Here is a 21,521-nt window from a genome sequence, read left to right as displayed (position 1 = left end):
GAACAGCTTCGGGATCTGGCTGGCCGCCGCCATGCTGCTCGGCGCCGGCACCGCCATGGTCTACCCGACGTTGCTCGCCGCGATCGGCGACGTCGCGCACCCCGAATGGCGAGCCCGCTCGGTGGGCACCTACCGGCTGTGGCGCGACGGCGGCTTCGCCGTCGGCGCCCTGCTCTCCGGGCTGCTCGCCGACGCCTTCGGCATCCCGACCGCGGTGGCCGTGGTCGCGGCGCTGACCGCGGCATCCGGGCTCGTCGTTGCCGTGCGCATGCGCGGAGACGACCACCCCTGAGTAGGCATCACCTGGCCGAAATCGATTCCGCTCCCCATGAACTGGGCCGGCCTAAGGTGGTGCAGTGAGCGGACGATCAGCGGACGGCTTTTCAGGTGCTCACGAGAGCGCGGTCGAGGCCCTATTTCGACAAGCAGGGCCGCCCGCAAGCGGAACCTCTTATGGAACGGCAGGAATTTGAAATCAGGTACCGCCCCACGCCAAGGACTCCCGCAGATGGGCAGGAGAGCTCGCCGTGTTTCCCCGCTCTTATGTCTCTACCGAATCCACTGCGCGAGGTAATCGCTGCTCACGTAGTGCAATATTCCGTCCCCGAATACAAAACCGCCCCGAGAAACGTTAATATCGACTTCGGGCTCCTGCAGATATCCGCTGACGGGCTCGTTGGTTTCAGACGCTCCAAGGCTAATCAGGTCGGCTCTCTTGACATCCCATTGCTCAGCTGTCATCTCACGCACTGCAAAAACAGCGACCTGGCCGCTGTTGGGCACACCGCGTTCGCACACGAGCCCGTCATTCTCAGCCATGAACTGCATGTTGTCGTTCCACATGCTGAAAACGATGGGACGCATTCCCTCTGCGTCGAAGGCGGCATACGCCCCGGGTGGCAGGAGCGTGTCACAGTCGACTGCCACGGGAGCAGCCGTTGCAGATGCTGACGCTCCTAATCCCGCACCACCCTTGTTTTCAACCTCAGCAGGCGCGGTAGTCGCTGACTTCGTGGCGGTTTCGGATGCCGAATCACCAGCGTCCGGAGCCGAGGCTGCGCACCCAGTCAGGGCACCAACGACTACAAGTACGGACAAAATTCTGCCACTGAACGCTGCGCCCCCAAGTTTGCTCATATTCCACCGTAACGTCAACGGAACGCCGTGCTATTGATATCTGAACACGCTCTGGTGCACGTGATTCGAGCTCCCACCCTGAACTACCGGGCCGCTGATCAGTTCGTGTCGCCCGGGCTAGTTTGTGGATCGCGTCCAAGGGCTCACGCTGTCCAGTTGGACGTTGACGACGCTGGGACCAGCGAGGAGAGTACCAACAGCCGTGAAGTCTTCCTGAGGGAGGACGCTGTCGGTCGGATCGATGCCATTGAACTGTCGAACGTTGACCCGCCCCGAGTTTGTGGACGAGAAAACGACCGGTTGCTCAGCGCCCGCATACAAATAGGCGTCGTAGCCGCCGGTCTCCGGCAGAGCAGGAAGCGCTGAAATCGGTGACACGGTAATGGACCAGTCACCCGCCCCAGCCTCAACACCTATCCAGCCCGCCGGGCCAGCGGCGGGGTCCAAACCGTAGGCCACGCTGGCGGAATCTCCCATGTAATCCGCCGTTCCGGCCTCGTGGAAGGTGCCATCCTCTCCATACACCTGCGCATAGGAGTCCTCATGAACCCAGTGGCCGGGTGCCCATGTGATTGTGTAGAAGCCAGCTTTAGCGTCATCGGGAAAAACGATTTCATCAGCACCACTACCGGTAACGGTGAAAGCCGAAAACGTCCCGAATATCTCATCCGCCCACACCTGAGCAGATTCCTGCGCAGTGGGTTCATCCGCCCGGGCCGGGGTCGAAGAAGCAACTGATGAATCAGGAGCGGTGGGTTGCTGTGCTTGGCAGCCCGACACGCTAACAGCCGTTACGGTCGCTACAGCCAATACAAATGTCACACGTTTCATAGAATCCCCCTGGTGTTTATCGTCTACTCCGCGTTGAGATGACGGTGTCGGGCTGCGCCTGGGCGACCCACCGGTTTCCATTGAGTTTTGCACTGCCCGAGCTCATTAGACAATTCGGCAGTGGCGGACGTGTGTGCGAGGTCTCTGCGTGAGCCGCGGCCCTGATGCAGACTCTTCAACGTGCGCCCTGACCTATCGCTGCGGTCCGAACGAACAAAAAGGCCCGCAGAAGCACCTCCTCGCGGGATGCTTAGCCACGAATGCCTTGGCGTCCCACTGCGGCCACGGAGCGCGTGCGCGCATTTCCGATAACGATGAGGAGTCCGCCCACGGATGCAACAGCAGCACAGACGAGGACTGTGAACGTGGTGGTCCAGCCAGAGCCAGCCATCACAAAGCCTTGCCCGTCTGCACGCTGCCAATTACAGGCCCGCCCCAACGGCCACCAGGAGAAAGATCCCTGCACCCGCACAGCTTCCGACGTGACCGCAAAAGGGGCGGACACCCGCCAAGGTCCTTCAACGAGGCACTTATAGTCAAGTCCGCCGTACGCGGCGGAGAGCCAAGCCAACGCGACTACGCAAAGAGCAGCAATAACACCGACCACAATCAGAAAAATACCGATAGACCGCGTCAGCGCCATCCTGCTCTTCATCCTGCGCTGACTCTAGGGCAATATCTGCCTCCTTCGTCTTGTCATGCATCCGCAAGGGGAACCCGGTGCGGGCGGGCTACTCCCGGCGGCGAGCTGGTGAACTCTGCACTACTCGGGGACGGCTGCCGTTTGGCGGCACTGCGGCCGTCGCCTGTCTTGTCGGCCTGGTCTTTCGTACTATGACGCGGTAGTCGCCAAGACCTCCGGTTTGACTATCTGCACTCGGCTGAGTGCGTACACCCCGAGGCCGAAGACTATGGTCGTGACCGAGATGGCAACGCAGTAAACGGCCACCGATCCGTAGCCGGTGGCGGGGTCGAGGAAGGGGTAGGGCACCCAGCCGTCGGTTGCTCCGCGGATCAGGATTACGACTATCCAGACGATCGGGTAGATCAACACCAACCAGACCTTGCTGTAGGGCAGCTTCTTGCGGTCGGCGAAGATTATCCAGTCCAGCAGTGCATAGATCGGGATGATCACGTGCAGGATGTTACTCGACCAGCGAAGGTCGAAGGAGCCTGCAAGGGAAGCGCCAGATAGCAGGGTGTTGTAGACCAGCCCCACCAGAACAATGACCGTGGTCGCAGCCGCCCGCAGGAAGACAACCCAGGATGGTTGTGTCTTACGGCTGATGATGAAGTAAGCCGAGGCGAAGAAAGCGACCATCAGGATGATGTTGCTTTGGGTTGTGAAGTATCCGAAGAAGTTGAAAAAATTGATCGGACCACGCTCGGCGCTGTAGACGAACTGGCCAATGACCGCGATGACAATCGCGACCCCGGCCGCCAGCCGCAATAGACTAGGAAGTTGCTTCACTGTGGTTAGCCAATCTGAGTGGGGCCGCGAAGCCTCGTCCCGCTGCTGCAGGTCACGGTATCAAAGGCGTGGTTTATGAACATTACCGGTTAGCTCATTGAATGTCGTTGCTCCAGGCTGGACGACTCGACCAACGACGGACGGCACATGGAATCAACAGGCCCTACCCGCCGGCCAATAAGCCAATCACCAATGAAACAGAGATGAGAGCGCTGGCGACACAACCAAGGCGAAGCCACATCGCCGAGTTCGTCAGAGCGACAATTGTGGTCCCGAGGACGGTGGCGATAGTGGCGAATGGCGCTGTCACAGCTACCACGTACCGGAGACTTCCGTTCGGGTCGAATGGTGTGAGCACCACCCACGCCGTGATCCATAACAGCATCAGTAGCGCCAGAGCGATCAGCGGTGCGACGATCCGCGAAATCGATGCCCGTCGCTGAAGACCTATTCCGATCCCACCGAAGATCCCGCCGACAACAATCCCCATGACGATACCGAGCCACCCCGATGCCGGTGTTCTACCCTCCAGTGACCAGCCGATAGCGGATGCGATATAGAGCGCCGCCAATAATCCACCGGTCACTGCGGCGGATGCCGATCCCGCAGCGAACCATAAAGCATGCGCACGACCAGTTATTGAAGTCCTTGAGTCGGTGCGCGTTCTCACCACATTCCTCACCTTCAGGGCCGGTTCACATTCTCCCACTGCCTCCATGATGGCACTCCACTGAGGCCCACATCGTGAAGACGCGCACCGACCCAACGCTGCCTCCCGCCCGAAAGACGGACCATCAGCGGACGGCTTTTCAGGTGCTCACGAGAGCGCGGTCGAGGCCCTATTTCGACAAGCAGGGCCGCCCGTAAGGGGAACCCTGTGGGAATCGGGACAAGCACGCGAAGGCTGCGCCCAGAGTCAGCCTGATAGGCGACGAAGCGGTGGTCGTGGTGGTGCGCGATCTGGAGGTCTGTCGTACAGTCGGAGCATGGCAGAAGCACATATGTCCTTCTCGGTGTCGTCCGACCAGCCACCCGTCATTGCTTTGGACCCAATTAGCATTCCAGAAATTGTCCGTGTTTCGCGGGCGCTGCAGGCGGCGCTGCGGAGCGCCGAGGCGCTGGGTGACGAACTCGATGACTTGCTGCGGAATCTGGATGAAAAATCGTCTCACCGGGCCGTCGCAGATGCGATGCAGTTGGACGCCGAGCTTGTTAAGACGGTACGGGAGGGCCAGTGCTCCCTCGCTGTTTTGATAGCGAAATATCTGGAAACTATGGACAGATCAGAACGCTGATCAAATGGTGGGTCATTGGACATCGTCACAGTGACGGAACGAATGAGACCGTGATTCTTTACCCCAGTCCCTTCCCAATAGGGGAACCCTGAGCGGAGCACGGTGCAACCGACAGTTCATTCAGGCGCACACCTAGCGTGCGCTTCAGGATTCAAACATCCCTGACCGGGCGGTGCGCTTCCGCTGCGATCAAGAACTGCACTTCGGCAGTGCTCAATGTCGCTTGCTAACGCGATCGATCGATGCGAGCGTAGCAAGCAAGCCACTCGGGGGAGAGAAACGTGAAGCGTTGGATCATAGCTGCGGCCAGCACACTCGGTTTGAGCATTGCCGCGTTGGTGGGGGTCGTCGCTTACACGGCGATCGGCAGGGCTCGTGGTGAAAACTGGAGCAGCCTGAACGGTCCTGAACCAGTGTGGCCCGCGGTCGTCGGCTATGGAGCGATGTACGTCATCCCGATAAGCGCACTCGTATTAGTCGCCCTCGTTGTCGGTGCCATCGTGCGCGCATATATGCCCAGATCGGCTGACCGCACCCAACGTTGAGGGGCGTAGAGCCGCGCCTGATCCGCAAGCCTTGCATCACACGGGACATCAATTGTCCGCAGTTCAAGGTCTCAACTGGAAACTAGTCCACCGGCCATCTGGAGCCTGCGAGACCGCTTTCACGGAACTGCTTGAAGCGTGCCTCTCCGCATAGGAAATCAATACTGCGGCAGCAATCGCCGCCACGACCGCCAGCACGAAAGCAATCCCGACGATGACCACCATCCAGGAGGCGGATCCTTGCACCGAATCCACTATTCCTGCAAGGGATCCCAACAGCATGGTTCCCGCGGCTGCCCCTACGGCGGCCAACGAAACGCGCATGCTTGGCCGTCTCTCAAATCACCGGTCGAATAGCGCTACCGAGGCCCAACGGCTTACGGGACGACCCCAGTCCACGAAATACCCAGCCCCAGCACTTACGCCCTTGACGTGAAGTCCACATCTACTGTCTAATTTTCATAGAAGGGGAGTAATCCTCGCTTCGCATCGTCAATACGTTCCCGCCGTGGGTTCCGGTGCGCAGGGCCGCAAGGCAGATGAGACCTTCACGAACATTTCGTGGAGGTCTTTGTCATGACTGTCCCCTTGTGGGCGTGGTTTGCTGTCTTGGGTGTGATCTTGCTGATGCTCGCCGTCGACCTGGTCGCCCACCGTAAGGCCCACGTAATCGGCGTGCGTGAAGCCGCCGTCTGGTCCATCGTGTGGGTGACTCTCGGCATCGCGTTCGGAGTGCTGGTCTGGACGCTGTGGGGGGCGGAATTCGGGCAGCAGTACTTCGCTGGCTACCTGATCGAGAAATCGCTCGCGATAGACAACGTGTTCGTGTGGGCGATCATCTTTGCAGCGTTCGCCGTCCCTCGCGAGTACCAGCACCGTGTGCTGTTCCTCGGCGTCCTGGGCGCCCTGATCTTCCGCGGGATCTTCATCGCCGCTGGCGCGGCGCTGATTGAGAACTACTCCTGGATCCTGTACCTATTCGCCGCGTTCCTGATCTACACCGGATGGCGGATGTTCCGCTCCCGCAACGACCACGTACACCCTGAGAAATCCCGCATTCTCAAGGTATTTCGCCGGTTCGTGCCGATGACTGACGCCTACCACGGGCAGAAGTTCCTGATCCGAAAGGCAGGAATCGTGGTGGCGACTCCGCTGCTGGCTGTGCTGGTGCTGGTGGAAATCACCGACATCATCTTTGCCGTCGACTCGATCCCGGCTATCTTCGCCGTCACGAGCGAACCGTTCCTGGTCTTCACGGCGAACGCGTTTGCCATCCTGGGGCTTCGAGCTATGTACTTCCTGCTCGCGGACCTGATCCATCGCTTCATTTACCTCAAGATCGGACTCGCGTTCGTCCTGATCTGGGTAGGTATCAAGATGCTGCTCCTGGATGTCTTCTACATCCCCACCACGATCAGCCTGGCAGTAGTCGCGGCCATCATCACGGTATCCATCGTGACCAGCCTCCGCTCTACCCGCGGTCAAGGCCGACGCGAAGTGCAAACCGAGGCTGCATGGGCATTCCGGATCGCCACCCACGAGGAACTTGCCGCGGTCGAGTCGGTCTTCCGCCGCCGCAGACGAGTGCCCGCCGGTAGGGGGAAGGATCGCTCCGATGAGTGACCTGAACCCCTCGGTGGCGCCGGCCTCTGATCCCCAGACAGTGCGGAGAGACCTTCGAGTCTCATCGGCGACGGTGTTTGCGGTGCCTCTGCTCGCGCTGGCCGGCATTCTGGTCGTCGCGTGGACCGCAGGTGTCGAGGACACTTGCGGAGGCCCGGTGCCGGGATGCAGCAGCCTCCGCAATGCAGGAGACATCCCGGTAACGGTCCGGGCCGTCATCGATAAATCCGATACCGAGACTCTGGTCGAGGGAGGGGAACGGGTGCTGCTGGGTGACTGGCGAAACGGCGTGAGAGTGGATCACGAGCAGTGCCTGGTCGTCGAGGGCGGCCCATTCTGGGACGCCCTCACGGTAATCGACCGCACCACTGAGACGACCGGGGTATGGCATCCGGTCGATGACTGGGGGGCCCGGCTGCATCTGCACGACGGGGCCTGCCCGGAACCGAGCTGACCCGCATGCGATTTGTCCGAGACGCCGCTCGTTCCTGCAAGCAACGACGAGAGTGTCGCGCCCAGAATCCGTGCCGGTTGGGATTCGTCATCCCGCTCGGCACCATTCCGTCGGCGCCCCGTGCGCCCACCACCGAGCTGCCGGTGTAGACCCGGCCCCGCACAGAATGGAGACCCCGATGGGGACGACGCCCCGGCCGGAATCCGGCCTGACCTTCACCTTCACCGCAGAGCTGCAGGTGTACCCGGACCGGGCGTGGTACTTCGTCACGGTGCCGGCGGAACAGTCCGAGGACATCCGCCACCTCACGAACGGCCGACGGGGTGGCTTCGGATCGGTGAAAATCGCGGCGGCCATCAACGAATCGCACTGGGCGACATCGCTTTTCTTCAACAGCGACGATGGTTCGTTCATCCTCTTCGTGAAGAAGGTGATCCGTCAGGCCGAGGGGGTCGGCGCCGGAGACCCGGTCACGATCGTGTTAGAGCTCCTGCTCTGAGCTCAGCCCCAGACCGGGCCCGGACGGGCCGATGGCCGGCCACCGACATCCGTCGACGACCGGTCAGGGTTGCGCTTTCGGAAGGCTCAGTCAAGCTTTTTGAGCATCTTCACCGAAGGGGTACGAATGTACGCGGCACAAGACCAAATCGAGTGGAGTCTGACTACCCGCTCTGAGCCAACGACGGCGACCAGATCGATGCGCCAACTAGCGATCACAGCATGCCGCCACATAGCGCTGAAAGTCACACCGCGGGCGCTGCAGCCCGCCGTCTACCTGGTGCTAAACGATCGTTTCTAGACACTCAAGCGGACGGAATAGGCCGCACAGGTAGCGGAGTCTGACGGGGCATTCTGGCAGCGTTTCGTGGCGGCACCGATGCGTGCGCGACGTCAGCGTACGAATATGCAGAAGGGATGCCCAGCTGGGTCGGCGTAGACGTACAGAGGCTCGTCGGGATCCGTAGTCCGGTCGAACAGCAACTCGGCTCCCAGCGCCAGCGCCCTGGAGTGCTGCTTCTCAAGCGTTGCCCGGTCGGGCACGGTGAAGTCGAGGTGCAGCTGCATCGGTACGTCAGGCTCGGGCCAGGTCGTTCGCTCGAGCACTTCGACGTACTGAAAGGCAAGCAGACGGCGGCCATGTTCGTCTGTCAGCACTAGCCAGTCGGCACCCTCCTCGCCTTGTGTCCACGCCTCATCTCCCGGGCGATATCGCAAACCCAGCAATTGGCGATAGAACTCCGCGAGCCCACGGACGTCTGGCGTGTCCACCACGGTATGGAGCAACTGGGGAAAGTCAGCCATAACCCGAGGCTAGCAACTCAGTATCCCTACCCCCATGCCGTTATAGATCGTTTGTGGAGTGCGCACTCCCGCTATTTCGGACCGGCTCGGACGTTAGCCTTCACACATGCCTGACATCGATCGCGCTTCCACCCTTGTCCAAGAGTTGATGGACCGGTTCGAGGACCCCAACGAAACGGTCGCCTCGCTGACGCGGCGCTGTCAGCGCATCGCATCGCTGCGCGGCGATGTAGCGTCGCTCCTCTGGCTGTCGCTCGAGTTATCGGATATTGCGAACGACTTCGAGAACAAAGGGGGAACAACGCGCGAGTCCCTCGCTAATCGCTTACTCAAGGCGCTGCCGAGTGAAGAGGCCGATGCGATATTCAACGTGGAGTTCGCCAGCTACACCAGGCGGAGAATGCTGCCCGGCAACAAAGCGAACTATCGGAGTGTTCAGCAGACGGAGGAGCTAGTGCAAACGTTGAGGCAGGAGGAGGAAGCAACACTTACTCCGCCACCCACGGGAATGCATACTTACGATCTCGGCAAGCATGTCTCAGAGCAGACGCAGCTCCGTGCGCAACTATTCAAATCACGCCAACCGTTAGAAGCTTCGCTTGCCCGGATCAAGGACCGCCTTTGGGAGTTTCTGAGTGAAACCGAGTACGAGCTCACGTTCGGAGAAGCGACGGCCGAGACGTTCGACAGGCTGCGATCCTACGTCGACAATCAACTGACCATGATCTCGCCACCGGCTCTGGACCAGTTTCAAGCGGCGTATCGAAGGCTGAAGGCCGGGGGAAACGAGGACCGGGCTCATGCGCTGACGTCCTGCCGACGAGTATTGAAGACGATCGCAGATGAGCTCTACCCCTCGAGTTCTGCACCCGTGACCGGCATCGATGGGAAAGATCGGGTGCTTGGTGATGACAAGTTCATGAACAGGCTCTTGCAATTTGTCATAGAGACGATTGGCAAGCACGAGAACGGTGCCGCCGTTCAGGCCGCCGTCGAAGATGTCGGTGCTCGGCTCACCGCCCTGAATGACCTCGCAAGCAAGGGCGTTCACGCCGAGGTGACGATCTACGAAGTCGACACGTGCGTTGTCCAGACCTACTTGGTGGTTGCAGATGTTCTGCGCATACGTGAGCGTGCCGGTCTTCCGCAGTGAGGGGTGGGCGCGCTCACAATTGATCGTTGACGAGTGGGGTGTGAGCGGACAGCGACGGATGACGTTGGAGCGAAAATCACAGTCTGCATACGCTCGCTCCGGCTGATCCGGCCCTGTCCCTCCTCGGCGAATAAGCGGCTCGTCCAGCACACGCCCACGAGTAGTCTCCGCCTATGGACATTTCACAAAAATCGGTCGGGCTACTGATCGACTACCTTGACCGCAATGCGTCGCAGGCGACGTTGGGCGGCGTGCTTAAACGGCACAACTTGGGAGATGCTGACCCCGGCCCGGACGATCGCAAGTTCTCCACCATGAGCAAGGCGAAACGAGCGGACAAGGCCCTAACCGCGGCATTCAAGAGCCGCAAGGAGTCGGAGCTGCTCGATCTCGTGTCCACAGCGCTACGCGACCAGGAGGACGACCCCGCGTCGCCAGAATGGGTGCGCGAACTTCTTGCATCCCTCCGGGCTGATGGGTTCGCATGCACCCCGTCCACGACTGTCGTAAAGCCAGCTTCGGCCTGGGTAACCGCAGAGACGGAGACTCGGTGGGCAATCACACCGCTCGGATACACCGGGCTCCCAGTAGCTTTACTCGCTTCAGATTTAGCCAACCAACTCACCGCGGAAGGCTTCACGACGGCCGCCGGCCACTATGACCAGGCGCTCAAGGCGTTTCACGCGCAGAACTGGGCCGCATCTAATAGCCAGCTGCGAACCACGTTCGAGTCGGTTCTGATCGAACTTGCGGCGCGCCGCACTGGTACCGCCCCCACTCAGGGCGGGCCAGCCATCGACGCGCTGCAGGCGAAGGGCTACCTCCCTTACGGGCCGAACGAGTACGTTCGTGGACTCTGGAAGCTGAGCCACGCCGCAGGTTCGCACCCCGGTCTTAGCGACGAGGACGACGCCCACCACCGCATCTACGCAAACAGTGCGATCGTCGGTTGGCTCGTGCGCACCATCGTCTGAGAGACCGAAATCGATCGTTACTGGGCCACTTCCATCACGTACGCGCACGTCTTCTCGATACAACCCGCGTTGGACTGATTTTTCTGTAGCCGATCCCTGAGAGCATCGAGGAGTGAGTGAGGAAACGAAAACCAAATGGGCCAATCCTGAGCCGTCGATTCATCACGCGATCGCGCTGTGGGCGGCGAACTGCGCAGAGCGCGCCCTGCCCATCTTTGAGGAACAGCGACCAGGTGATGACCGCCCGCGCGCAGCGATCGCAGCACTACGGGCGTGGGAGCGTGGCGAACTTCCGATGACGGCATGTCGCACCGCTGCGTTTGCAGCTCATGCGGCCGCGCGCGACGCGACCGAAGCGGGGGTGGCGGCGGCGGTCGCCGCCGCTCGTGCCGCCGGGCAGGCGTGCGCAGTGGCCCACATGTTCGATCACTCTCCGCACGCTGCGACCTACGCCGCGAAAGCCGTTGGCCTTTACGGCGACGGCAAGGTCGATCGAGAAACTGAGCGCGCCTGGCAGTGGGAGAACCTAGCCCCCGAGCTGCGCCCTATCGGCTTCCCCAAAGGCCTCTAGCAAACGATCGTTTGTGGGCACGTCCGGGGTTGCACCAAAGAGCGATCACACATCACCGCCGTTTAGTGTCGTTGCCGTTTAGTGTCGTTTCTCGAGGTAGCCTGCACGGCCTACCGCGTGCATCCACGGCGGGTGCAGGCGACCTCGAGCGCTCAGTTGTTCAAGGTCGTGTGCACGATGCGACGTTCAGGCCTCGGCACGGAGGTACGCATAGACGGTCTCTCGGCTGACGCCATAGTGGCGAGCGAGGGCAGCTTTCGGGACGCCGGCCGCGGCCTTCGCGCGCAGCTCGGTGGCGGTCTTGGCGTCCAGCGATGGTCTGCGGCCGCGGTACGCGCCGCGCTGTTTTGCCAGATTGATGCCTTCGCGCTGACGTTCACGGATCAGTGATCTCTCAAACTCCGCGAACGCTCCCATCACATTCAGAAGAAGCGTCGCCATGGCATTGTCGTCACCGGTGAAGGTGAGCTGCTCCTTGACGAACTCGACCCGCACCTTCTTTTCCGTGAGCCGGCGCACTATCGCGCGGAGGTCATCGAGGTTGCGGGCCAGGCGGTCCATCGAGTGAACGAGAACGGTGTCACCGTCTCGGGCGAAATCGATCATCCGTTCCAGCTCGGGCCTGTTCACGTCTTTACCTGACGCCTTGTCTGCAAAGACCTGGTCTACGTCGACGCCGTCGAGCTGGCGGGCCGTGTTTTGATCGAGGGTGCTGACGCGCACGTAGCCGAGTCGCTGACCTGTCATATGTCCACCGCCTGATCTGTCAGGTTGAACTCTAAGAGTCGGGCAGGAGTGGTGTCAACAAATGAGAATTCAACTTCAACTAGACGGGTTTCGCGGCACGATCTGACGTCAAGCTGGTGTGTACCCCAACTAGGCATACCTCCTGTCAGCAAACGCGCGCGGAGGTGAGTCCTGACGTTTGTGCAGACGACTTCGGAAAATCGCATTCGTTCTCAAAGAGGTGATCGCGGTGGGCGACATATTTCAGCCCTAGAGTTACAAGGCAGGACGCGACTTGCGCGAGTTACACTCATCTGTACGCACGGAGGGCGCGGCATCGTGAGTTCAACCGTCGCGATGGAGTTTTAGGCCTCTGCGTCCGAGACCCTCCAGCTCTCATCTGGTTCAAAAAGCGTGATGGTCCTCACATCTTCGACTTCATCCTCACGGGCCTCCTCAAACGGATCGCCCTTACTCACGACACTTTCGGACGGGGCAATTTTTCGGGGCGCGTTCTTGTCAAGCGTCAGCTTCTCAACAGTCTCGATGTACTTGGGAGTGTTGAACATCGCGCTCATCGCAGCGAGAGTGGGACCGCCCGACCCGCCAATATTGAGCGTCTTCGTTCGAAATGTCCGGGCGAGAGTCAGCTTCGGTGCGACTTCGACGGCAACGACCACGACCTTCACAACGCGAATGCCTCCCAAGTCTTCCCCCGTTATGGGGTCCGTGATGCCAATCGTGTCGGGGTTGAGAATGGCGAAATACTGTCCTTCTCGGACGCCATGAGTCGATCCACGGTTGAGGATCACTTCGCGGTCACTGACTAGTTCTGCAACGTGCCCGGTCAGCCGGGGCAGTTCTTCAATGTGATCACTCACTACCGTTCTTCTCCTCTGTGAGTCTGCGAAGTAGATCGCTACCCTTTTGGCGATCCGCTTCGTAGGTTGACAACGACCCGGGGGCGACACCATCCCATTGCACCATCGATATCTGGAGCTCACTGCCGATCTGCTGCAAGCTCGTTTGCACGCTCAGCAGCGCCAACGACGTGCGCGTTTCCTTCGTCGTCAATGCCACCTGGCCCACGATCGCGTTCGCATCCGCGGTGAGCTGAGCGATGATTCCAAGACCGCGGATTGCGCCCTCCGCTTTGGGACTCTGATCCTGCGGCACAGGCTGGAACTGAAGCGCGACACCGACAAGAGTGCCCACAACCGTTGAAACGGCAACGAGCACGCCACCCCCGGGATCTTTCGGGTTTGCCGCGAAACCAATCCAAATGATGATTGTTGCTCCCGCAAGCGCCAACCAGAACTTCCAACCGGTGTCGATCTGGCCGCTGCCGATGCGCAGCGTGTGGGGCCTGCCCTCGCTCTCGGTCATGCGACCACCTTACCGAGTCATCGGTCTATCGATATCAGGGACGCTGTGGTCATACCGGGCGGTCACGATTCACATCGTTGATGTGCATTCATGGAACCCACGGCGCCGTCACCCCATGAACGGGCACACCTTCAAATACGCACCCCTTGTGAAACGCAAATGCGCACCTGCTTTGTGGGACACCCCGAGACCCACCGGCGGCTAGCTGGCGTGCCGGGCGCAGGCCGTTCTGAACCGTCCCGGATTTCCTGCCGCTTTCTTTCTGGTGAAAGGATTCGGATATGCCCAAGAAACACCCAACAGAGGTTCGCGACCGAGCGGTCCGAATGACACTTGATCGTTTGAAGGATTACCCGTCGATGTGGGCCGCGTGCCGCGACCTGGCACCCAAGCTCAACATCGGTGCCGAGACGCTCCGAAAGTGGGTCACCCAGGCGCAGGCCGACGCCGGCGAACGCACCGGCCCCACGAGCGAGGAACTCGAGGAGATCAAACGCCTCAAGCGCGAAAACCGTGACCTGCGCGAGACGAATGACATCCTCAAAGCGGCAGCGTCTTTCTTCGCGAGGGAACTCGACCCTCGCAGCCGCCCATAGTCGCTTTCATCCTTGGGATGAAGGCGAACAGCCATGGAGTCGAGTTGACGTGCGGCGTCCTGCGTGAGCAGGGCGTCGCGGTCACTTCACGGTCATATCGTGCATGGAAGACCCGCGCCGCCGCCGCGCGAGTCCAGAGCGACGCGGTCCTCGTCGACCGTCTCAGGGCGTTGAAGGCTCGAGATTGCCAGGGCCGTCAGCAGCCCGAGATCCTCTATGGGCGGCGGAAGATGACGGCTTGGCTTCGCCGGGGCGGGTTCCCTGACGTCTCCAAGCACACGGTCGACCGGTTGATGCGTCTCGAGGGCATGAACGGCCTCGTGCGCGGTCGTAAGCCCCGGGCGTCGGCGTCGACGGGCAAGGACTCGCCTCGAGCCCCTGACCTGCTCAAACGCAACTTCAGCGCGCCCCGCCCGAACCACAGCTGGGTAACGGATTTCACCTATGTGCCGACGTGGGGCGGCTTCGTCTACGTGGCCTTCGCCATCGACCTGTACTCGAGGGCGATTGTGGGCTGGCATGCTTCAACGATCAAGGACACCCCGTTCGTTGAAGTCTGTTTGAACATGGCTCTCTGGCGCCGCGACCATGCCGGACACGCGGTGGGGCCCGGGCTGATACATCACTCAGACGCGGGCTCACAGTACACGTCCATCAAGTTCACAGAAACCGTCGCGCTCGAGGTGCTCGTTGCCTCGATCGGGACCATCGGCGACGCCTATGACAACGCGGCCGCCGAGACCGTTATGGGGCTCTACAAGAACGAGGCCGTAGCGAAGACATCACCCTTCATGACGGGCCCGTTGAAGACCATCGCGGACGTCGAGAAACTCACGTTCGACTGGCTGGATTGGTACAACAATCGACGCCTGCACAGCAGCCTCGGGAACATGACGCCCGAGGAATACGAAAGCAACTACTACGCTGAAACAAACGGCCCGATAAATATCGAAGCCGCCAACAAAACGGCGGCATGAAAACCGGGACGGTTCATTCCACTACCAAGGATGTGGGACACGGCGGTCGTCGCCTCGAACGCAGAACTCGTCTGCGAAAGCGAGCAGGTTCTGGGTATGACCGCCGGCGCGAGTCTGTCGACCGGCTTGCAAACGTTCCAGAACCGTAGTCCGCGAAATCGCCCAGAATCAAACACCCGAGATCAGTTTTGAAACGAACAATGGTTCTAACACCGTTTCCGGTACGACTCTTTTACAAGTTGGTCTTGAGCCAGGTGCTGCCTGTGTCGCTCAGACCTCGCCAGGCACCGACACCTGTCAGGCTCAATACAAGAACCTTGTCATCACTGTCCACAACGGCTGTTAGCCCGTCGCGGATCTGCACGTCGGTGAGGTCGCTCATGACAATCCAGGTGCTGTCGATGTTGTGCCACCAGGTGCCGAGCCCCTTGATGTAGTCGTAGACGGGGTCGTAGTCGCGTCCAGGTGCTCGAAGGTCGTACGTGATCAAGTGTGTCGCCATGGCGGTGGATCCTCTATTCGGTTGGCCAAATGCTAGCGGCCACCACCGACACGAGGGGGTTTTTCACGGGCGGGCTGAGGTTGTGTTGGCGAGACTCCACGACTGAGCATCGCAGGTGCTGGTAGCCCTCTTTTACTGACCGGTACCAACCGGGCTCCCATGCCGCGCCCGTAAACGATCGTTTTCGGGGTGCGTATGCCGTGGTGTGGCAGCGTGCGGCGCTCGGGTCGATGCGGTCATGGTGGAGGTCCTTGCCTGGGAGTAGAGCGTTGTCGCGTTCGTTCCCGTGGGCGCCACGCCCGGCCTACGGCGATCGTCAAGGGCGAGGACCACTCGCCGATAGGCTTGAAGACGAGTTCGCGCCACACGTTCGCGTGAGGACGCGAACTCTAGTCATGTGAAAGGACGGGGCAATGTCACGACTATCGGACCTTCTGCGCGCCGCTAAGCAGCTCGATCCGCAGCTTGGCGAAGACCTGGAAGCCGAGCTCCTTCCTTTGCAGAAGCGACTCCCCTTCGGGCTCAATTTCGAGCGGCACGCTCCCGAGGCCGTCGAACTAGCAGGCCACGCTATCCGCAAGGGCAGCAAGGTCCGTGTGCTCCAGCCGCGAACGTCCACCGCGCGAGGCGATCAGCGGCTCTGGAAGGTTGAGTCGATCGCCGGCGGCACTGCGGAGCTTTTGGCTCCCGATGGGTTAGAGGAGGAGACGGTCACAGCGCCGGTTGAAGACCTCATCCTTGTGGCCGAGTTCCGGGATCGGATCTACCCTGGCTTACGTCCTGACGGCGCTGTGGAGCGCGGCGGGGACAAGCCGTTTCACACTGTGATCAACGGCGAGAACTTCCACGTTCTTGAGTTGTTGACCTTCACGCACGAGCACTCTGTCGACGCGATCTACATAGACCCTCCCTATAACACCGGCTCGCGGGACTGGAAGTACAACAACGACTACGTGGAGGGCGACGACCTGTACCGCCACTCGAAGTGGCTGGCGTTCATGGAACGGCGGCTCAAAGTGGCGAAGCGCCTCCTGAACCCGGAGGACTCGGTCCTGATTGTGACGATCGACGAGAAAGAGTACCTACGCCTCGGGTTGCTGCTTGAGCAGACTTTTCCCGGAGCAGAAATTCAGATGGTGACCAGCGTGATTGCCCCCCAGGGGAGTGCTCGTGGGCGTTTCTTCAAGCGTTCGGAAGAGTATATTTTTTGCGTCTATTTTGGCAGCGCTGCAGTAACTCCACTGCCACTAGGCGCTGATTGGGGTGGAACAGCGACCGCTACCGTTCGGGGGTCGATTCATTGGGACAGTCTGAAGCGGACAGGGACCGGCGCTCAGCGGGCTGACCGTGAGGGCATGTTTTATCCGGTTTTCTTGGACGCCGATGCTAAGCAGTTCGTTCTAGTCGGAGAATCGCCGGGCCCGGGCATTTCGCGCAACGACGTGCAAGCGCCCGAAGGATGTATCGCAGTGTGGCCGCTCCGTCGAGACGGCTCAGAAGGTCGCTGGCAGGTCGGGCCTGCATCTCTTCGTACGTTGATCGACTCGGGATATGCCCGACTTGGAAAACCGAAAGGCACCGACACCGCAATCGCCTATCTCAAGTCCGGCGAGCAGCGAAGGGTCCGCACGGACTATCAGGTGATCGGTCGTCGCGACGACGGTTCCATCATAACCGCGGACGGTAACACGCAGGAGGCCTCTTTCCGGCCCACGACCGTTTGGGGACTTTCACGCCATAGCGCGGGTCATCACGGTAGTAATCTTCTGAGGAATCTCCTGCCGGGACGATCCTTCCCGTTCCCTAAGTCGCTATATGCAGTCGAGGACGTGCTGCGATTCTTCGTTGCAGAGAAACCGACCGCGACTGTTTTGGACTTTTTCGCGGGTTCCGGCACAACTGCGCACGCGGTGATGCGCCTAAACAAGCAGGATGGCGGCAACCGCCAAGCCATCCTCGTCACCAACAACGAGGTCTCCGCAGAGGCCCAACGAGCTCTTCGAACATCCGGTCTCCGACCCGGGGATTTTAAATGGGAACAGCACGGGATCTGCGACGCCATCACGAAGCCACGCATCCGGGCCGCTATCACCGGACTCACTCCGAACGGTGAGCTGATCAACGGCGAATATAAGTTCGTGGATGAGTTCCCGATGGCCGATGGTTTCGAGGAAAACGCTGCATTCTTCACGCTGACTTACGAGTCGCCGTGGCTTGTCGGCAACGATCGTGCGTTTGCCGCCATCGCCCCGATGCTGTGGTTGCGCACGGGAGCAAGCGGGCGCCGGATCGACACGATCACGAATGGATGGGCCGTTGCCGAGAGCTACGGCGTCATCAAGGACCTCGACCTCGCATCCGAGTTCATTGCCGCCCTACATGAAGCCGAAGGCATCCGTATCGCGTACATCGTCACCGACGACGAGGGCCGCTACCAGCAGATCGCGAATGAAATTCCTGGAATTGAGACTGTGCGCCTTTACGAGGACTACCTCCGAAATTGTGAAAGCAACGTGGACATCTGATGCGCTTCACGCTGAAGGACTACCAGGGCGACGCCGTCGGTGACACACTTCGGGAGCTCGCGGACGCGCGTGAGTTCTACCATGGCGCGCGTCCGCGCGTCTCGTCCGTCGCTCTGACAGCCACGACCGGTGCGGGCAAGACTGTCATGGCCGCCGGTGTCATTGAGGCGCTTTTCTGGGGAAGTGACGACTTCGATGTGGTACCCGATCCAGGCGCGGTCGTCTTGTGGTTCAGTGATGATCCCTCGTTGAATCAACAGACCAGACATCGTCTAGACCAAGCGTCCGACAGACTCCGCAACCGGCTAGTGACCGTTGAACATCCGTTCCGGTATCCAAAGCTTCAGGCTGGTCACGTCTATTTCCTCAACACCTCGAAGCTGTCTCGCAAGAGCCTCCTCGTGCGTGGGCATGACGATTCAAACACCCTCTCGGGCATAGATTCACACCCTGACACTGTGCCGTTCACTATTTGGGACACACTGCGGAACACGATCGAGGACCCGAACCTCACTCTTTACATGGTTCTCGACGAGGCGCACCGAGGCATGGGAAAGCGGTCCTCATCGGACACGCCGACCATCGTCAAACGCCTCATCAATGGGCACAGCGGCGTCCCGCCCATGCCTATCGTGTGGGGTATTTCCGCGACTGTGCAACGGTTCGAGCATGCCATGCATGCGGCCGAAGTGCAGGACAACCGCGTTCACCTTCGCACGATCACAGTCGACCCTGTGCGTATTCAGGAATCCGGTCTCCTGAAGGACGACATCGTCCTCGACTTCCCCGCAGAGACCGGCGACTTCAGCACCGTGCTCCTCCGGCGCGGAGTCCGGAAGGTCAAGGAGATCTCCGCGGCCTGGGCCGCATACGCCGCAGCTCAGGACGAGGCCGAGGCCGAGGCTGTTAAGCCGCTGCTCGTCTTGCAAGTGCCGAACAAGCCTGCCCCGGCGGAGGTAGCGTCTGCCATCGACGTGATTCGGGACGAGTGGCCAGAACTTGGATCGGATGCGATCGCGCATGTTTTCGGCGACCACACCGCGCAGACGTTTGGTCCCCACAGCGTTCCGTATGTGTCTCCCGAGCGCGTCGAGGACGCGACATACATCCGGGTCCTTCTCGCTAAGGACGCGATTAGCACTGGTTGGGACTGCCCCCGCGCCGAGGTGATGGTGTCGTTCCGGCCCGCGGTGGACGAGACGCACATCACACAGCTGCTCGGCCGTATGGTTCGATCGCCCCTGGCACGCCGAGTCGAGGGCGATAACCTCCTGAACAGCGTCGAGTGCATCCTGCCACGCTTCAACAAGGTGACCGCCAGTCGCGTGTTGGAACAGATTATGGGCAACGACCTCACGGATACCGGGACGGGGACAGGCCAGCGGGTCCTCATAGATCCGCAGCTCATGACGCCGAACGGAATGGTTCCGGACGAGGTGTGGGAATTGTTCACCGAGTTGCCGGCCGAGACATTGCCGCGTAAGCACGCCAACCCGATCAAGCGGCTGACATCGCTCGCTCACGCACTCGCCGCTGATGGACTGGTCCACGAAGCAGGTCGCATCGCACACGAGAGGCTCCACGGCGTTCTAAACGGACTGGCCGCACAGTATCCGAAGGAGTTGAGGAAGGCTGAGGCGGACGTCCTCACGGTCGCTGGCGGCACAGTACGTGGACGTGCGCGCCACGGCCTGCGTATCGACGCAGCCTGGACCGAAGCAGCCGATGACCGCGCCATTCAGGACTCGTATCGCAACGCTGCACGCACGATCACTCCGGACATCGCACGAACCTACATCGATCACCTCGCAGCCGATGCAGATGAGGAGGAGGTGCTCCGTGATGCACACGTTCGCGTCGCCGGGCTCTCGATGTTGCCGCAGACGCGGCCAGCGCTCGATATCGCCGCTGACTCGATCTCGTCAGAGTGGCTAGGCCAGCAACGGGTTGCGATAAAGACGCTGTCCGAGTCTCGCCAAAGCCTGTACGCCGAGATAACGGCGATGAGTACAGACCCACAGCTGATCTCGATGGCTCTACCTAAGAACCGGCAGGAGGAGACGCGCCGCTCGGTCGGAGAGTCAACGCAAAGAGTTGAACATCGTCCTCTCCACCTTCTCTCGGACGAGAAGGGCTTATTCCCAATTGGGAAGCTCAACCCCGATGAGGTGCAGGTGCTTGACGCGGAGATCCAGCGCGGCGACCTGCTCGCCTGGTACCGCAACCCTACGGGCGGTCGGGACTCGATGAGCATCGCGTATCAGGACTCGCTCGGGTCATGGCGGACGCTTCGCCCAGACTTCCTCTTCTTCGTCGACACCCCCGCAGGAGTGAGGGCTAACATCGTCGACCCCCACGGTGCATGGCTGCCCGATGCACTAGCGAAGCTACGTGGGATGGCGCGGTTCGCCGAAACATACAGCGACAGTTTCCACCGCATCGAATCCATCTCGCGGATTGAAGGCGAGCTACGTGTGCTCGATTTCACCCAGCCCGAGGTGCGTACAAGTGTGCTGGGTGCCATCGACGCCGACGCCGCATACCGTGGCGCATCTGTCGCGTACTGACAGAGGCAGACAGGCAGACAGGAAGACGGATTGAGGATGAAAAGCGACGATCTGGACGACTCGGTGATCGACTACGCAGATGCGCGCTTTGAGATTCGTCCTCATCCGAAGTATCGAGACCTGATGCGCATCAATGAACTCGTCAACGCGCTGGGATATACGATGCCCTTCTCGACGAAACAGTATTCGCTTGAAGACGTCCAAACAAAGCTGCGAGCCGAAGGCGCGCACGCGTTCCTCAGGTTCGTTCGGCTGCAAGAAGACATCTCGCCAAAGGCGTCGTACCGGACGGCCCAGCAGTTCGTGGCAGAGCGACTCGCTCGTCTCGGCCCAGCAAACGACCTGATCATCATCGACCCGTATCTGTTTCCTCCGACGCCATCCCTAGGCGAAGAGGAGTACGCCGAATTCCTGGCGGATCTCATCGCTCCGCTGCTCAACGCGGATGCGACCGTGCGATGCGTCGTCAATAAGAAGGCGAACACACGGATAGTTGCAACAACGACGGAACACCTACATTCTCTGAAACCCGGTGTTTCCCTCGTGGTTCACAAGTCCGAGGACTTCCATGACCGCTTCTGGATCGCTGAGGAGTCGCGCGGCGTAGTGGTCGGCGCGTCATTGAATGGGCTTGGCAGCAAGCTCTTCTTCATCGATGAGCTGAGGAGCGGCGACGTGGCCGCGATCATGCAAGAGCTCGCGAAGATAGTGTTCTGAGCGCTGAGTGGGCTGATGATCATCCGTCCTCTTGTCCCTCATATTCCTCAACAGGCATCGACTCCAAGTGGGACGCCCATAAGCAGGCAAGTTCGTCGCACCCGAGGTACACCGTGCCGTCTTCCAACGTGTACACGTTGACCATTTCCCCGCATTTGGGGCATCGACC

22 protein-coding genes are annotated in these 21,521 nt (G+C 60.5%); 13 read left to right on the top strand and 9 right to left on the bottom strand.

What is annotated here, in order from left to right; translation table 11 throughout:
* Positions 1 to 292 (top strand): MFS transporter (locus tag QMK22_RS06475; RefSeq protein ID WP_283496794.1); only part of this gene is annotated, 292 nt, incomplete at its 5' end.
* A 257-nt stretch (positions 293 to 549) separates the two neighbouring features.
* Here QMK22_RS06475 and QMK22_RS06470 read toward each other — a convergent pair.
* From QMK22_RS06470 to QMK22_RS06455, 4 genes are all read right to left on the bottom strand, one after another.
* Entirely contained in the window at positions 550 to 843 is a 294-nt protein-coding gene (locus tag QMK22_RS06470) for a hypothetical protein (protein WP_283496793.1), read from the bottom strand.
* A gap of 411 nt (positions 844 to 1,254) precedes the next feature.
* Entirely contained in the window at positions 1,255 to 1,968 is a 714-nt protein-coding gene (locus QMK22_RS06465) for a hypothetical protein (RefSeq protein WP_283496792.1), read from the bottom strand.
* An 832-nt stretch (positions 1,969 to 2,800) separates the two neighbouring features.
* A complete protein-coding gene (locus QMK22_RS06460; protein ID WP_283496791.1) occupies positions 2,801 to 3,439 on the bottom strand; it encodes a Pr6Pr family membrane protein in 639 nt (212 codons plus the stop codon).
* A 163-nt stretch (positions 3,440 to 3,602) separates the two neighbouring features.
* Positions 3,603 to 4,157, bottom strand: coding sequence for a hypothetical protein (locus tag QMK22_RS06455; RefSeq protein WP_283496790.1), 555 nt, complete (start codon positions 4,155 to 4,157; stop codon positions 3,603 to 3,605).
* A 268-nt stretch (positions 4,158 to 4,425) separates the two neighbouring features.
* Between QMK22_RS06455 and QMK22_RS06450 the strand changes: the two genes are divergently transcribed.
* The 5 genes from QMK22_RS06450 to QMK22_RS06430 all read left to right on the top strand — a co-directional run bounded on the left by QMK22_RS06450 (position 4,426) and on the right by QMK22_RS06430 (position 7,855).
* Positions 4,426 to 4,734 (top strand): hypothetical protein, encoded by a 309-nt coding sequence (locus QMK22_RS06450; protein ID WP_283496789.1) that lies wholly within the window; start codon positions 4,426 to 4,428, stop codon positions 4,732 to 4,734.
* Positions 4,735 to 5,015: 281 nt separating this feature from the next.
* Positions 5,016 to 5,279, top strand: a complete 264-nt coding sequence (locus QMK22_RS06445) for a hypothetical protein (protein WP_283496788.1) — start codon at positions 5,016 to 5,018, stop codon at positions 5,277 to 5,279.
* 576 nt (positions 5,280 to 5,855) lie between these two features.
* Positions 5,856 to 6,902 (top strand): TerC family protein, encoded by a 1,047-nt coding sequence (locus QMK22_RS06440; protein ID WP_283496787.1) that lies wholly within the window; start codon positions 5,856 to 5,858, stop codon positions 6,900 to 6,902.
* The gene (locus QMK22_RS06435; RefSeq protein WP_283496786.1) at positions 6,895 to 7,356 is read left to right on the top strand and encodes a hypothetical protein; all 462 of its coding nucleotides are present in this window, start codon (positions 6,895 to 6,897) and stop codon (positions 7,354 to 7,356) included. Before QMK22_RS06440 ends, QMK22_RS06435 begins: the two co-directional genes overlap by 8 nt.
* Positions 7,357 to 7,534: 178 nt before the next feature.
* Positions 7,535 to 7,855, top strand: coding sequence for a DUF1905 domain-containing protein (locus tag QMK22_RS06430; RefSeq protein ID WP_283496785.1), 321 nt, complete (start codon positions 7,535 to 7,537; stop codon positions 7,853 to 7,855).
* Between the two features lie 392 nt (positions 7,856 to 8,247).
* Here QMK22_RS06430 and QMK22_RS06425 read toward each other — a convergent pair whose 3' ends face one another.
* Complete coding sequence (locus QMK22_RS06425; protein ID WP_283496784.1) at positions 8,248 to 8,658, bottom strand: VOC family protein; 411 nt, start codon at positions 8,656 to 8,658, stop codon at positions 8,248 to 8,250.
* Positions 8,659 to 8,764: 106 nt separating this feature from the next.
* On the opposite strand from QMK22_RS06425, the gene QMK22_RS06420 reads away from it, so the two are divergent.
* The 3 genes from QMK22_RS06420 to QMK22_RS06410 all read left to right on the top strand — a co-directional run bounded on the left by QMK22_RS06420 (position 8,765) and on the right by QMK22_RS06410 (position 11,356).
* Positions 8,765 to 9,811 (top strand): hypothetical protein, encoded by a 1,047-nt coding sequence (locus QMK22_RS06420; protein WP_283496783.1) that lies wholly within the window; start codon positions 8,765 to 8,767, stop codon positions 9,809 to 9,811.
* Positions 9,812 to 9,984: 173 nt separating this feature from the next.
* Complete coding sequence (locus QMK22_RS06415) at positions 9,985 to 10,785, top strand: hypothetical protein (protein ID WP_283496782.1); 801 nt, start codon at positions 9,985 to 9,987, stop codon at positions 10,783 to 10,785.
* A 112-nt stretch (positions 10,786 to 10,897) separates the two neighbouring features.
* Positions 10,898 to 11,356 (top strand): putative immunity protein, encoded by a 459-nt coding sequence (locus tag QMK22_RS06410; RefSeq protein ID WP_283496781.1) that lies wholly within the window; start codon positions 10,898 to 10,900, stop codon positions 11,354 to 11,356.
* 186 nt (positions 11,357 to 11,542) lie between these two features.
* Here the strand turns inward: QMK22_RS06410 and QMK22_RS06405 are convergent, their stop codons facing one another.
* The 3 genes from QMK22_RS06405 to QMK22_RS06395 all read right to left on the bottom strand — a co-directional run bounded on the left by QMK22_RS06405 (position 11,543) and on the right by QMK22_RS06395 (position 13,468).
* Positions 11,543 to 12,103, bottom strand: coding sequence for a recombinase family protein (locus QMK22_RS06405; protein ID WP_283496780.1), 561 nt, complete (start codon positions 12,101 to 12,103; stop codon positions 11,543 to 11,545).
* A 344-nt stretch (positions 12,104 to 12,447) separates the two neighbouring features.
* Positions 12,448 to 12,963, bottom strand: coding sequence for a hypothetical protein (locus QMK22_RS06400; RefSeq protein ID WP_283496779.1), 516 nt, complete (start codon positions 12,961 to 12,963; stop codon positions 12,448 to 12,450).
* On the bottom strand, positions 12,956 to 13,468 hold the full coding sequence (locus tag QMK22_RS06395) for a hypothetical protein (protein WP_283496778.1): 513 nt from the start codon (positions 13,466 to 13,468) through the stop codon (positions 12,956 to 12,958). The genes QMK22_RS06400 and QMK22_RS06395 overlap by 8 nt, the downstream gene beginning before the upstream one ends.
* A 281-nt stretch (positions 13,469 to 13,749) precedes the next feature.
* On the opposite strand from QMK22_RS06395, the gene QMK22_RS06390 reads away from it, so the two are divergent.
* Positions 13,750 to 15,041, top strand: a protein-coding gene (locus QMK22_RS06390; RefSeq protein ID WP_283496777.1) for an IS3 family transposase whose coding sequence is annotated in 2 segments (ribosomal slippage) — positions 13,750 to 14,020 and positions 14,020 to 15,041 — 1,293 coding nt in all. Because the reading frame shifts where the segments join, the coding sequence is not laid out codon by codon here.
* A 232-nt stretch (positions 15,042 to 15,273) separates the two neighbouring features.
* Here the strand turns inward: QMK22_RS06390 and QMK22_RS06385 are convergent.
* A complete protein-coding gene (locus QMK22_RS06385) occupies positions 15,274 to 15,543 on the bottom strand; it encodes a hypothetical protein (RefSeq protein ID WP_283496776.1) in 270 nt (89 codons plus the stop codon).
* Between the two features lie 413 nt (positions 15,544 to 15,956).
* Between QMK22_RS06385 and QMK22_RS06380 the strand changes: the two genes are divergently transcribed.
* Genes QMK22_RS06380 through QMK22_RS06370 form a run of 3 tightly spaced genes read left to right on the top strand, consistent with a single transcriptional unit; the run spans position 15,957 to position 21,352 of the window.
* The gene (locus QMK22_RS06380) at positions 15,957 to 18,068 is read left to right on the top strand and encodes a site-specific DNA-methyltransferase (RefSeq protein ID WP_283496775.1); all 2,112 of its coding nucleotides are present in this window, start codon (positions 15,957 to 15,959) and stop codon (positions 18,066 to 18,068) included.
* The gene (locus tag QMK22_RS06375) at positions 18,068 to 20,635 is read left to right on the top strand and encodes a DEAD/DEAH box helicase family protein (protein ID WP_283496774.1); all 2,568 of its coding nucleotides are present in this window, start codon (positions 18,068 to 18,070) and stop codon (positions 20,633 to 20,635) included. The genes QMK22_RS06380 and QMK22_RS06375 overlap by 1 nt, the downstream gene beginning before the upstream one ends.
* Positions 20,636 to 20,671: 36 nt before the next feature.
* Positions 20,672 to 21,352: a hypothetical protein gene (locus QMK22_RS06370; RefSeq protein ID WP_283496773.1), complete on the top strand. Its 681-nt coding sequence runs from the start codon at positions 20,672 to 20,674 to the stop codon at positions 21,350 to 21,352.
* The last annotated feature ends 169 nt before the right edge of the window (positions 21,353 to 21,521 follow it).

It is taken from the genome of Cryobacterium sp. PH29-G1 (assembly GCF_030063365.1).
Lineage (GTDB): Bacteria > Actinomycetota > Actinomycetes > Actinomycetales > Microbacteriaceae > Cryobacterium.
The sequence above is the reverse complement of the archived record's forward strand: the minus strand, read 5'-3'. Positions and strand labels throughout refer to the sequence as shown.

Bases quoted from the DNA above. Each gene is read 5' to 3' on its own strand.
- QMK22_RS06470 (WP_283496793.1), bottom strand. From the start codon at position 843: ATGTGGAACGACAACATGCAGTTCATGGCTGAGAATGACGGGCTCGTG.
- QMK22_RS06465 (WP_283496792.1), bottom strand. From the start codon at position 1,968: ATGAAACGTGTGACATTTGTATTGGCTGTAGCGACCGTAACGGCTGTT.
- QMK22_RS06455 (WP_283496790.1), bottom strand. From the start codon at position 4,157: ATGGAGGCAGTGGGAGAATGTGAACCGGCCCTGAAGGTGAGGAATGTG.
- QMK22_RS06450 (WP_283496789.1), top strand. From the start codon at position 4,426: ATGGCAGAAGCACATATGTCCTTCTCGGTGTCGTCCGACCAGCCACCC.
- QMK22_RS06440 (WP_283496787.1), top strand. From the start codon at position 5,856: ATGACTGTCCCCTTGTGGGCGTGGTTTGCTGTCTTGGGTGTGATCTTG.
- QMK22_RS06435 (WP_283496786.1), top strand. From the start codon at position 6,895: ATGAGTGACCTGAACCCCTCGGTGGCGCCGGCCTCTGATCCCCAGACA.
- QMK22_RS06430 (WP_283496785.1), top strand. From the start codon at position 7,535: ATGGGGACGACGCCCCGGCCGGAATCCGGCCTGACCTTCACCTTCACC.
- QMK22_RS06425 (WP_283496784.1), bottom strand. From the start codon at position 8,658: ATGGCTGACTTTCCCCAGTTGCTCCATACCGTGGTGGACACGCCAGAC.
- QMK22_RS06420 (WP_283496783.1), top strand. From the start codon at position 8,765: ATGCCTGACATCGATCGCGCTTCCACCCTTGTCCAAGAGTTGATGGAC.
- QMK22_RS06415 (WP_283496782.1), top strand. From the start codon at position 9,985: ATGGACATTTCACAAAAATCGGTCGGGCTACTGATCGACTACCTTGAC.
- QMK22_RS06405 (WP_283496780.1), bottom strand. From the start codon at position 12,103: ATGACAGGTCAGCGACTCGGCTACGTGCGCGTCAGCACCCTCGATCAA.
- QMK22_RS06395 (WP_283496778.1), bottom strand. From the start codon at position 13,468: ATGACCGAGAGCGAGGGCAGGCCCCACACGCTGCGCATCGGCAGCGGC.
- QMK22_RS06385 (WP_283496776.1), bottom strand. From the start codon at position 15,543: ATGGCGACACACTTGATCACGTACGACCTTCGAGCACCTGGACGCGAC.
- QMK22_RS06380 (WP_283496775.1), top strand. From the start codon at position 15,957: ATGTCACGACTATCGGACCTTCTGCGCGCCGCTAAGCAGCTCGATCCG.
- QMK22_RS06375 (WP_283496774.1), top strand. From the start codon at position 18,068: ATGCGCTTCACGCTGAAGGACTACCAGGGCGACGCCGTCGGTGACACA.
- QMK22_RS06370 (WP_283496773.1), top strand. From the start codon at position 20,672: ATGAAAAGCGACGATCTGGACGACTCGGTGATCGACTACGCAGATGCG.